8 protein-coding genes and 1 tRNA gene are annotated in these 11750 nt (G+C 67.1%); 8 read left to right on the top strand and 1 reads right to left on the bottom strand.

The window, feature by feature from the left end:
* Position 1: 1 nt before the first annotated feature.
* From ACZ4XX_RS26305 to ACZ4XX_RS26295, 3 genes are all read left to right on the top strand, one after another.
* Positions 2-3202, top strand: a complete 3201-nt coding sequence (locus tag ACZ4XX_RS26305; protein ID WP_468510332.1) for a type I restriction endonuclease subunit R — start codon at positions 2-4, stop codon at positions 3200-3202.
* 119 nt (positions 3203-3321) lie between these two features.
* Positions 3322-3990, top strand: coding sequence for a hypothetical protein (locus ACZ4XX_RS26300; protein ID WP_089115549.1), 669 nt, complete (start codon positions 3322-3324; stop codon positions 3988-3990).
* Between the two features lie 386 nt (positions 3991-4376).
* The gene (locus ACZ4XX_RS26295; RefSeq protein WP_468510331.1) at positions 4377-5966 is read left to right on the top strand and encodes a serine/threonine-protein kinase; all 1590 of its coding nucleotides are present in this window, start codon (positions 4377-4379) and stop codon (positions 5964-5966) included.
* 163 nt (positions 5967-6129) lie between these two features.
* Here the strand turns inward: ACZ4XX_RS26295 and ACZ4XX_RS26290 are convergent, their stop codons facing one another.
* Entirely contained in the window at positions 6130-6477 is a 348-nt protein-coding gene (locus ACZ4XX_RS26290; RefSeq protein ID WP_468510330.1) for a helix-turn-helix domain-containing protein, read from the bottom strand.
* Positions 6478-6992: 515 nt separating this feature from the next.
* Between ACZ4XX_RS26290 and ACZ4XX_RS26285 the strand changes: the two genes are divergently transcribed.
* From ACZ4XX_RS26285 to ACZ4XX_RS26265, 5 genes are all read left to right on the top strand, one after another.
* The gene (locus ACZ4XX_RS26285) at positions 6993-8036 is read left to right on the top strand and encodes a hypothetical protein (RefSeq protein ID WP_468510329.1); all 1044 of its coding nucleotides are present in this window, start codon (positions 6993-6995) and stop codon (positions 8034-8036) included.
* Positions 8037-8278: 242 nt separating this feature from the next.
* Entirely contained in the window at positions 8279-9208 is a 930-nt protein-coding gene (locus ACZ4XX_RS26280) for a hypothetical protein (protein ID WP_468510328.1), read from the top strand.
* Positions 9205-10710 (top strand): hypothetical protein, encoded by a 1506-nt coding sequence (locus ACZ4XX_RS26275; protein WP_468510327.1) that lies wholly within the window; start codon positions 9205-9207, stop codon positions 10708-10710. Before ACZ4XX_RS26280 ends, ACZ4XX_RS26275 begins: the two co-directional genes overlap by 4 nt.
* A gap of 190 nt (positions 10711-10900) precedes the next feature.
* A tRNA-Arg gene (locus tag ACZ4XX_RS26270) sits at positions 10901-10973 on the top strand.
* A gap of 130 nt (positions 10974-11103) precedes the next feature.
* On the top strand, positions 11104-11532 hold the full coding sequence (locus ACZ4XX_RS26265) for a hypothetical protein (protein WP_468510326.1): 429 nt from the start codon (positions 11104-11106) through the stop codon (positions 11530-11532).
* The last annotated feature ends 218 nt before the right edge of the window (positions 11533-11750 follow it).

Below are 11750 nucleotides of genomic sequence, written 5' to 3'. Positions count from 1 at the left end.
CATGAGCCCCATCCACACGGAGTCCGCCTTCGGTGACGCCATAGTCGCCGCCATGGTCGAGCGCGGCTGGCGCGAATCCCGCCCGCAGGATTACCGGGCCGATCTCGGCCTGGACACCAACGAACTATTCACCTTCATCGGCGCGACCCAGCCCGACGAGTGGAGCGAGCTGCTCACCGTCTACGGCGGGGACCCGAACGAGGCCCAGCGCGGGTTTGCCGGTCGCCTCGACCAGGCCATCGCCACCAACGGGCTCCTCGATGTCCTCCGGAACGGCGTCAAGGACCGGGGCGTCCTGCTCCGCGTCGCGTACTTCAAGCCGAACCTCGTCGCCCACGACTCCGTGCTCGACGGCTACCGGGCCAACCGTCTCACCGTCGTCCGCGAGCTGGAGTACGCGACGAAACAGGCCGACTGGGGCAACCGGCTCGACCTCGCCCTCTTCCTCAACGGAATCCCGGTCGCCACGGCCGAGCTGAAGAACCCGCTGACCAAGCAGGGGGTGGAGCAGGCCAAGGAGCAGTACCGCACCGACCGCGACCCCACCGAGCTGATCTTCACGCGCCGGGTCGTCGCGAATTTCGCCGTCGACCCGGACCTGGTCTTCGTCACCACCCAGCTCAAGGGCAAGAACACCCGCTTCCTGCCCTTCAACACCGGCTCCAACGGTCCCGGCCAGCCCGGCGGCGCCGGCAACCCGGCCCCCACCACCTACGGCACGTACGCGACCTCCTACCTCTGGGAGCAGGTCTGGCGGCCGGACAACTGGCTGGACCTGCTTCAGCGGTTCGTGCACTTGCACAAGAGCAAGACGCCCGGTGGTGGCACGACCAAGACGATGATCTTCCCCAGGTTCCACCAGTGGGACGTGGTCAAGAAGCTCACGGCGCACGCCGCAACCCACGGCGCCGGCCACGACTACCTGGTCATGGCCTCGGCCGGCTCGGGCAAGTCGAACACCATCGGTTGGCTCGCCCACCGCCTCAGCGACCTGCACACCCCGACCGACCCCCGCGAACTCGACCCCGAGGCCATCGCCAAGGGTCTCAAGCCGGGCGTGCCGGTCTTCGACAAGGTCATCGTCATCACCGACCGCCGCAACCTGGACGCGCAACTCCGGGAAACGGTCGGTAATTTCGAGCAGACCGCGGGCCTCGTCGTGAAGATCGACGAGAAGTACGGGGCGAAGGGCGAGCAGCTCGCCAAGGCGCTCTCCCGCGACACCGGGAAGATCGTCACCGTCACGCTGCACTCCTTCCCGGCGCTGCTCGACTACCTCCAGCGCAACCCCACGGAGATCCAGGGCAGCAGCTTCGCGATCATCGTGGATGAGGCGCACTCCTCGCAGTCCGGTGACGCCGCCACCGCCGTACGGTCCGCGCTGCGCGACCTCGGCCTGGACTCCGACTCGGACGACGCGGGCGCGACCACGGTCAAGGCCGAGGCCGCCGCTACCCTCGACGAGCAGCTCAAGAAGCGGGCCGAGCAGCGTTCCCGCGCCGCCAACCTCTCCTACTTCGCGTTCACCGCTACGCCGAAGGCGAAGACCCTCGAACTCTTCGGCACGCTCCAGGACATCGACGGCAAGGCAACCTACCGGCCCTTCCACACGTACTCCATGCGGCAGGCGATCGAGGAGGGCTTCATCCTCGACCCGCTGCGGAACTACGTCACGTACAACACGTACTGGAAGCTGGTGAACCAGAACCCCGACGAGCGGGAGGTCGACCCGTCGAAGGCGAACGGTCTGCTCGCCCGGTACGCGCTCACCCACGACTCCACGGTCGCCCAGCACGCCCAGGTAATCGTGGAGCACTTCGTGGCGCACAGCCGGGGCCGTCTCGGCGGGCGGGCCAAGTCCATGGTGGTGACCGCCTCCCGGCAGTCCGCCGTGGAGATGGCGCGCGCGATCAAGAGCTACATCAAGGACCGGGACTACGACACCAAGTACCCCGACCTGGGGGTCCTCGTCGCCTTCTCCGGCTCGCTCACCATCGACGGCGAGGAGACCACCGAGCCGAAGGAGAACGGCGGGCTTTCGGAGAGCGCGCTGCCGAAGGCGTTCGCGTACACGCGTGCCGACGACAAGGCCGCCCGGGCTGGCGGTGCGGGCCAGCGCGAGTACCGAATCCTGGTCGTGGCGGAGAAGTACCAGACCGGCTTCGACCAGCCGCTGCTGACGACGATGTACGTCAACAAGTCACTGACTGGCATCTCCGCCGTCCAGACCCTGTCCCGGCTGAACCGGACCGCCGAGCGCAAGTCCCAGGCGGACCTGGCGGTCCTGGACTTCGTCAACGACGCCAACGACATACAGGACTCCTTCCGTCCGTACTTCGAGGAGGCGAACACCCTCCCCTCCGACCCCAACCTGCTCTACACAGCGCAGAGCCGGGTCATGCAGGCGGCGATCCTGTCCGGGCAGGAGATGGACGAGTTCGCCGCGGCGTACTTCGCCGCCAAGGAGAAGGCCGCGGGCTCACAGTCCAAGTGGGAGAAGCTGCACGCCGAGCTGTACCGGCTGCTCTCCCCCGCCGTCGCCCGCTTCACGCCCCTGCTCGAAAGCGAGGACACGGACGACCAGGAGGCCGCGGAGGACTTCCGCGCCGCTCTCAACGACTACGTCAGGAAGTACGGCTTCCTCGCGCAGATCGTTCCGTACCAGGACGCTGAGTTGGAGCGACTGCACCTCTACGGCCGCTACCTCCTCAACCGGCTGCCACGCCGGGCGGACGGCGGCGTGGACATCGGCGAGATCGACCTCAGCCATATGCGGGTGGAGAAGACTGGCGAGTACGACGTCTCCCTCACTTCCGAGGGGCCGACGACGATGCAGGGCTTCGGTGACGGCTCGGGCGGTGCCAAAGAGGCGGAGAAGTCGCTGCTCTCGCAGTTGATCGACAAGTTCAACGAGCGCTTCGGCACCGAGTTCACTGAGCAGGACGTCATTCGGCCGTTCGAGGAGGCCAAGGCCGACCCGAAGGTGCGGGCGGCGGCCGTCGTCAACGACGAGGAGAACTTCGGCCTCGTCTTCGACAACGTCTTCGCGGACAAGATGGCCGACCACATCGACACCATTGCGGGCATGGGCCGCCAGTACTTCGGCCCCGACAAGGGCTTCAAGTCCAGTCTGGACCGCAGCGCCCGCAAGGCCGCCTGGCGGATGATCCGCCGCGAGGAGGGTCTGGACGACGACGTCTGATGTGTACGCCCCGGCCGGAAGTGCCGGCCGGGGCGACCTGCTGGAGCGGCACGACGCTCCTTGACGATGGGGCAAGGGATCTTCCGCTGCCATGTCGCAGCGGATCGGGAGGGGAAACGATGAACCACGCGCAGGACGAGCTCGAAGAGTCTCGGCTTCAGAAGGCCGTCGAGCTGATCGCCATCACACCGCAGGCGGCCGCTGAGATCGTCGGCGGGTACCGTACGGCGTTCGAGGGCAAGTTCGAGCGGGAGCCCGAGACCCTGGAGGACAAGCGCCGGATCGCAGCCAAGATAATTGGCCGGTACTCCAAACTTTCGGCAGTCACCGGTGCGGTCACTGCAGCCCCGAGTGTGATTCCAGGAGTCGGGACAGCGGTCGCCGTCCTGGGCGGCGGTATCACCGATATCGCCGCGGCACTCAAGCTCCAGATCGACATGTGCATGTGCCTGGTCGAGGTCTACGAGACCGAGCTGAGCGATGAGGACAAGAAGCACCTCGCCTTCGTGCTCGCCTTGGCAGGTTCCGTGGAACAGATGGCGTCAAAGGGTGGCAAGGCAGCGGTCATGAAGATCGCCGAGAAGTTGGTCTATCAGTACCTGCGAGGGCCGGCCTTGGTCACGATCAAGCAGTTGTTCAAGCGGGTGTCGATCACTTTCACCCAGAAGGCGATGGCCAAGGCGATTCCCGCCGGCGTAGGTGTCGCATTCAGCAGCTCAACCAACTACGTCCTGACGACGGTGGTGGGCAAGGTCGCCGTCGCCGTCCTGGCCAAAGATGTGAAGTAGCCACGCTGCATCGGATTCGGCACTGCCGACTCAGTTGCCAGACCGTACTGCAGTCGCCCGTGACGATTTGCCGGAGCGGCAGGTCTTGTGAGGGCGTTGGAGCGTCTGATCCGGCGGTGGGTCCCCGATTCTTCGGAGCGGGGACGGTGTTTCCGTCTCGGCCAACCGAGCAAAACGTGGGGCCCAGCCGCCGGTGCGACCGGGCTCCCCAGGGTGGGGCGCAGTACGCCCTGCCGGCGGGAGGCGGACCGGCCGCCGCACTCTCCTGCCCGTGGTCACCCACCACGACCAAGCCCCGATCGCACCAGGCCGCTGGACGACAGATCAACGCAGCGGTCACACTTGACCCCTGACCGTGACTGTTCATCACGCACACCGGGGGCAAGGTGCCGCAGGAGGCGATCTCCGACCGTTACGAACTCCTGGAGGAGCTCAGCCACGGCGGCATGGGCGACGTGTGGCGCGGCTACGACGCCGTGCTCGACCGGCCCGTCGCCGTGAAGCTCATCCGGCAGGCATCGGTCACCTCTCCGCAACTGGCCGAGGAGTTCGCCAAGCGCTTCCGCCGCGAGGCCCGCATCACCGCACGCATCCAGCACCCCGGTGTGCCGCAGGTGTACGACGCGGTGCTCGACGCGTCGTACGAGCGGCTGTTCCTGGTGATGGAACTAGTCGACGGTGTACCGCTGTCCGCCTACCTGGACCCCGGCCGGCCGCTACCGGTCAGCTGGGCGGCTGCCGTCGCCGCGCAGGTTGCGACCGTGCTGTCGTACGCGCACGACGTCCCGGTGATCCACCGAGACCTCAAGCCGGGCAACATCCTCGTCGCACGCGACGGCACCGTGAAGGTCCTCGACTTCGGCATCGCTGCGATCCTGCGCACCGACGTCACCAAACTGACCGCCACCGGTAGCCCCATCGGCACCCACCAGTACATGTCGCCCGAACAGGTCCGCGGCGGACGCATCACCCCGCAGACCGATCTGTACGCGCTGGGCTGTGTGCTGCACGAACTCCTCAGTGGACGACTCGCGTTCGAGGCGGAGGACGCGTACCTGCTGATGTACCAGCACGTCAACGCCGCCCCCACCCCGCTGCGACAGCTGCGGCCCGACGTCCCCGAGGCGCTGGAGGAGCTGGTCCTGCACCTGCTGCGCAAGGCGCCCGAGGCACGGCCCGCCGACACGCAGGAGGTGTACGCGCGACTGCTGCCGTTCCTCCCACCTCCGGGCCAGGAGCCCGTCACGACTGGCGCCGGGCCGGCTGGCGCGCCCGACCCGACGGGCGTGTTCCGTCGCCCTTTCGCGCCCCGTGCCCGCGCCCAGGCGCTCGCACCTGATGGTTTGCCGCCCACGGCCGTCCTCCCGGGGGGCCAGCCGGTGCCCGTTCCCGCCCAACTGCGCGAGGACATCAAGGAGGCGTACGCCCAGTCCGACGCCCTGTTGGAGGAGGAGCGGTTCGCCCAGGCCGCCGAGGTGCTCGGCGAGATCATCGAACCCGCAGCCCTCGCCCTCGGCTCCGAAAGCAAGGCCGTGCTGGCGCTGCGCCGCCAGCGAGCGGCAATCCGCCTCCTCGGCGGCGACTACCGGGCCGCTCTGCCCGAGTTCGAGGCCCTTGCCGACGCCTACGCCCGCATCACCGGACCCACCGGCGAGCAGTCCCGTGCCTGCCGCGCCCAGGCGGCCCGGTGCCGCGCCGAACTGGGCCAGGTCACCGACGCGCTCGCCGCGCTCCAGGGCGTGCTAAACGTCGTGCGGGCCGTCGATAGTGACGTGAGCGAGGAAGCGGTGGAGCTGCGGCACAACATCGGGATGCTGCTGCTCGCCCAAGGCCGAGCCGCTGAAGCCCGGCAGGCCCTCGAACCGCTCCATCAGGACATGTGCATGGTGTTCGGCCCCGACGACGAGATGACCGTCGAGATTGCCACGGCGCTGGCCCTGATCCGCCTGGACCTCGACGGCGACGCTGCCAGGTAACCCGCTCGTACACCTCGCAGGCCTGCTGGAGTCACTGAAGCAGGCCAAGGCCCCGCACATCCACACCATCCACATCGCCCAGGGGGTCCAGCTCCGCGACGACCGGCTTCGAGCCGCTGGCCGTCGACTGCCACATTCCTCAGGAGCCCGCGGCGTGCGGCCGTCAATCGAGGCCTGGCGACCTCGCCCACCCCACGCTGTCCGGTGCGCTCGAACCTTCGGCGGGTGTCCCTTCCACCTCATCGTTGTAGCCCTCGGGAGCCTCGCCGGCGGCAGGGATGCGCCACTGCACGTGATCAGGCCACAGGATCACACCAAGAGCACCTTCCAGGTCGATCACGGTGAGCGTGTCGGCCCACACTGTGCCGTTCAGGACGTTGGTGATCACCTGCCGATTGACCCCGCTTCTGCGAGCAAGGGCATTGGCGCTCAGTCCTTGGTCAGACATCGCCTGGGCGAGCTTCCGAGCGATGGCCTGTGCGACGAGGGCACCACGGTGCGGCTCCATCATGGCATGCGGCCATTCGCCGCCGACCACGTATGTGTTCGGCCTCTGCGCACGTCTCGTTCCTCCAGGCACCTGACAAGTGTGACGGAAGGGCGCTCGGAATGCGGACCCACCTCACCCATGCTACTGATATAGCACCCCTGGAGGAGCGGGTCCGGAAAGGAATCTCCAGTGATCTTTCGCGAGCGACCGAGCTGCGTCTCACGCTTGGGACGGCCGCTCCAAGCGGCCTATCCACAGCGGCACAGATGGCAGACAAAACTCACCGCCAGCGCTGGCGTGGATCAAGTTATTAGCGTCACGCCTCGCCCCCTACAGCGCCGCCGGGCTGCGCCATGAAGACGTCGCCAGGGGCGCCGCCCTGGCGAGTGCAGGTGCCGAAACGCCAGCGCAGCTCCAACTCCGTCTGCTGGCAGACGCGTTGCTCAGCAACAAGATCCACAGTTTGCCTGCGCCAGGCGACGACCGTGTTCTACGCTGCGCACGCGCCAACTCTCGCACGGCCCCTGGAGGACGCCTTGGCTGACAAACGTCACCACTCGGCACAGGCCGAGCCGGCGAAACCGCTGCCTCACCCTCGCGTGCCTGCGTCGACGTACTGCGACCTGATCTCCACAGCAGGGAGGTTCACCGAGCAGTTCCACGTCAGCGCGCTGGATGAGGCAACTGACATCGGTCCGTGGCGGATCGGGATCTCCATGAAGTTCCTGACCGACTGTGGTCTGGTCGAGAAGATCTCCGCTCGGGGCATCTACAGGCCATCACTGAGCGCTCAGGAGATCGCCCGCGCCTGGGCAAGCGGCCGGACAGAGGGGCTGAGCGCCCTCCGCACGGACTGGCAGAAACTGTGGTTCGTACGATCCGCACGAGAGCGTCTCGAGCAGGGACCCGCACCCCGGGTCGCACTCAGGCTGAAGTTCCTTCGGCAGGTACGAACTCGTGGTCATGAAAAGGCGGTCGACCGTCTCCTCGATCTGATGGTCGCGACGGGCTTTCTCATCGAGGAGCCCGACGGTCTCATCCGGTGGTACGAGCACGTTGCCCCTGCCTCGGGCAGCACCGCAGCGTCCGAGGAGCCCACCGCGCAGACGGGTCCAGGGCAATCCTCCACGACCGAAGAGCCTCAGACAGGCGGGCCGGCTGGCGACGCCGGATTCTCGTGCTCTTCGGACCCCGACGCCGAGGCCTCTCGCCGTTCAGACAAGGACGAGCCAACCGTCCCCGGCCCTCGCAGAGAAGGCAAGGCCGACCACCGCCTGGGCCCCGACGTGGACGTCGAGAAGCTGCTGTCGGCACACCTCGGCATGGGGGAGGCGTGGCACATGAATCCCGATGAGGCCGCCGCTCTGCATGACCACGTGACCGGGCTGGTCACTGTGTTGTCTGCGGTGAGCGCTCGCGCACAGAGGAGCGAGGCGCCGCTGAAGGCCGAACTCCTCGTCCCGCTGTGGCCACTGGCTGCCATCGCGGCGATGGACCGTGGCGAATGGCTCGACACCCATCGGCTGATCCAGCAGCTGGGTTCCGCCGCGCCGCTGCGAAAGGAGTCCATGAACAACTGAGAGCTGGGTCCGGAGGCGCTATCTCCTTGGCCGGTTCGGCGCCTCCGGACCCCCCACCGAAAACCCACCACTTCCCCGCGGGCAAAGAGCCCACGAGAGAGGGGGCTTTGGCGTGCCCTCACACGAGGCGAGAGCCACCAGTCACCGTAGCGCGACTGAGCCGCACACCCCATACGTTTCGTCGAATCCAGTGATCATGACCGCTGTCCGGCGGCACTCCTGTGCGCGAGCGGGAGGCGCCCATGTCTAGGATCACCCTCCGCTCGGCTTTCCTTCGCGTCGTCCGCGAGTGGGACACGGCCGTCCGGCACGGGTGCCTGAGTGCCCAGACCGCCGAGTCCTACATCAAGGTCGGCGAGCGCCTGCTGCGGTTCACCACGGCCCAGGGCGTCACTCGGCTGGACGACATCACAGACGCCGTCGCGCAGACCTTCGTGGACGCGCCAGGACACGACCGGCAAGGGCGACTGATCACCACACCCGCTGACAGCACGCGCCGCGTCCGCAAGTCAGGCGTCGACGCCCTGTTCGCGGAGGCCCGGCACCTCGGCCTGACGACGAAAGCCCCGCTGCTCGACCTTCCACCGATCCCGCGGTCCGCGCCCCGGCCCACCGGCGCGCTCTCCGACCGCGACATCGAAGCACTGCGGTTCCACGCCGAACGCGGCATGCCCCAGACTCGGCACGCCACCGTCCTCGGCCTGCTGCTCTCCGGCCTGCACACCGGCGAGATCGGCTACACCAGCGTCAGCGACCTCGATCTCCCACACGCCCGGGTCTGGGCCTGCGGCACCACTCACACCACAGCCCGCTACTGCCCGCTCGACGACGACTGGAGCATCAGAGTCCTGCGGCTGCGCGCCAACTGCATCGTCAAGCACTCAATCGCGGACGGCTCCGGAACCCTCGCCACCATCGCCGGCTCACCCGCCTACCGGCGCCAGGCCAGCGTGTGCACCGCCTTCGGCGAAACCGTACGCAGCGGTGGCATCGCGACTGAGGGACGCTCGGTGGCCCCGCGCGACGTCTCCAGCTGGCTCGCCGCGAAAATCTTCGAGCAGACCGGTCAGATCGCCGACGTCGCTCTCCGCTTCGGCCTGTCCTCCCTTGATGGTGCAGCCCGGCTGGCCGGCTACCAGTGGCGACCCTCCGTAGAGGAGTCCGACACGTGAGCCCCTCCACCAGTGCCCCACGCAAACTCAAGAAGGCCGCGAAGGCCAAGAAAAAGCGCGATTGGATCCTCGGCCCCACACCCCGGGACATCTTCAGTCCGGCCGGCTTCGATCTCGAACCCAAGGGTCCCGAGGCCCGGAACATCCCGGAGATCGGACGGCTGGAGCTCGTCGTCGCCAACCCCGCCCTGTACGAGGTGGCCACCGCTGTCCTCCCCCGAAAGGAGCCGGGAACACGCGGACGCACCCCCCACTACCCGCCCTACGTCTTCCTCATCTACGTCTGCGCCATCTCTGTCTTCAACACGGCCCGCTCCACCGAAGCCAACCTCCAGCACAAAACAATCTGGGAAATCGTCCGCGAAGGAGTACGCCAGTGCCTGGGCGACGAGGAGGCCGACTCCCTCCCCGAAACCGGCCCTCAACGTCATCACTGGCTGCAGTACCGGCACAAAATGCTCGACGCTCTCCCTCAGCTCCGTGAAGCCTCCCGGGACGCCTGGATCAAACAGGCGCTCGCTCTCGGCTACCTGTCGGAGAAGAGACACCGCGGATGCTGGCTGCGCCCCGACCGTAGCCAGGTGATCAACGGCGACGCCACCGTCGTCAGACCCCCTTCGGACCAGACCGAGGAGTTCACCCGCGACGAGAAAACCGGCGAGATGCGACGACGCAGAGTCGATCCGGACGCCGGAATCCAGATCGAGGGTGGCGACAGGGCCGTCTACGGAAAGAAGATCGTCTCCTTCTCAGTACGCCTGCCGGAGAGAGCTCACAGCCGGATCATCCTGAACGCCGACGGCGCCCGCCACCGGCCCCCGGAAGAGGATCCGGACAGGGAGGAGGAGGCGAGCACGGCCCTGCGCCTCGCCCACGAGATCCTCGACCGCGCGCCAGGCGTCGTCGCCGCCGTGTTCGACACCGCCTGGCGCGGAACCCACCGGGCCAGGCTCGTCGCCCGCGGAATCGTCGTCTACACACCACAGCACGACGGAATCAGCCCCAAACCACTGAACAAGTACCGCTATGACCACTGCATCCACGACGTCTACGCCGCAGCGGGCCGTTCATGCGAACGGCGCATCTCTGTCGACGGGCAGACCATCTACACGCCGCTCCCCGTCCGAGAGCTCCCGGTACGCCCCGGAGTGAACAGCTACCGCTTCTACCACGCAGTGGAAATCCCCTGCAGGAACGGACCACACATCGAGCTGATCCCCGTCTATGAGACGAAGGAGGACAGGGCACTCGATCCCAGAACCAAGCGACCGAAGTTCAACCGCTGCGAGCACCTCCGCCAGATCCCGCCGAACACCGACCTCGGGGACCGCCTCAAGGGATTCCGCCAGGACAGCGAATCCACCAATTGCACCCTCGACTACTCCCACTGGGACAAGCGCCTGCCGGCCTACGGCGCCCCCGGAGCCCTACTCATCTACCTCGGCTTCGCCTGGATGATCAACTCCATCGCCCTCGGCACAGTGGGGGAGCCGCGCAGGTGACCACTGCCTGGTCGGCGGCCAGGCAGCTGCCCTCCAGGCGCCGGGTGGGTAACCCCCTCGCCTGCGCACCCCCACCCGCTACACTGACGGCGGCGCGCCAGTCCGCTGGCGCACCGCTGGATCAGTGGACCGATGTGTCCGGGATCGCGGCTTCCGCCGCAATTTCCTGCACATTTTCCTACAGATCCCCGCCTTCGTAGCTCAGGGGATAGAGCACCGCTCTCCTAAAGCGGGTGTCGCAGGTTCGAATCCTGCCGGGGGCACAGGGGAAAAGAGCACCTACGGATCTCCGTAGGTGCTCTTTGACATCTAGGGCTGACATCAACGGCGCCGGCCGGGGCGCCCCAGGTCTATCTTGATCCCGGCAATGTTCGGCCGACACGGGAGCTGTCCATGTGGGAGACCGTCTCGGTCTTGGTGCTTCTCGTGATCGTGATCCAGCCCCTCCTTCACCGGATACAGAAGCGATGGCACAGCGTGCGCATGACCCAGAGGGTCGCCGCGCTGAACCGCGGGGAAACCGTCCGTGTCCGCTGTGCCGCACGATTCCGCAACTCCGGCGGAGGTCGACGCCGTGCTCACCTGACGGCGAAGCCCGAGGGTGTCTTCGTTTCCACTGCGGACGGCACCGTCTCAAGACTGCAGCTCGGAACTCCGGACACCCAAGTCACCGTCGTTGCCGAGCTTTCCATGCTGGTGTGCGACGTGGCTGGGCGGCAGCTAGAGGTGCTGCTGGCGGCTGAGGAAGCCCACCTCCTCAAGGCCATGGCGGCCCGTCTCCAGGTGCGACAAGAAACAGCCCGCCACTACGGGTCACTCTGAGACCCGCACGGGCGCAGCGGCACGCACCCTAAATCCTGAGTCAGCGGTCACTCACGACTAGGGCGAGTATCGGGTTGTGATCAGTTTGCGGGTTTCGCCCTCGCCGTCGAGCCGGATCCGGCAGAACTTGTTGTATGACGCGAGTGCAACTAACGGACGCTGAGTGGGAGTTCATTGAGCCGTACTTGCCGATCGGTGAGTACGGCCCGTATCCGGAG

This window comes from Streptomyces sp. NPDC029956 (assembly GCF_055574655.1).
This window is presented reverse-complemented; position numbering and strand designations above follow the sequence as displayed.

Excerpts from the sequence above, each read along its gene's own strand:
- ACZ4XX_RS26305 (WP_468510332.1), top strand. The coding sequence starts at position 2 with ATGAGCCCCATCCACACGGAGTCCGCCTTCGGTGACGCCATAGTCGCC.
- ACZ4XX_RS26300 (WP_089115549.1), top strand. The coding sequence starts at position 3,322 with ATGAACCACGCGCAGGACGAGCTCGAAGAGTCTCGGCTTCAGAAGGCC.
- ACZ4XX_RS26290 (WP_468510330.1), bottom strand. The coding sequence starts at position 6,477 with ATGATGGAGCCGCACCGTGGTGCCCTCGTCGCACAGGCCATCGCTCGG.
- ACZ4XX_RS26280 (WP_468510328.1), top strand. The coding sequence starts at position 8,279 with ATGTCTAGGATCACCCTCCGCTCGGCTTTCCTTCGCGTCGTCCGCGAG.
- ACZ4XX_RS26265 (WP_468510326.1), top strand. The coding sequence starts at position 11,104 with ATGTGGGAGACCGTCTCGGTCTTGGTGCTTCTCGTGATCGTGATCCAG.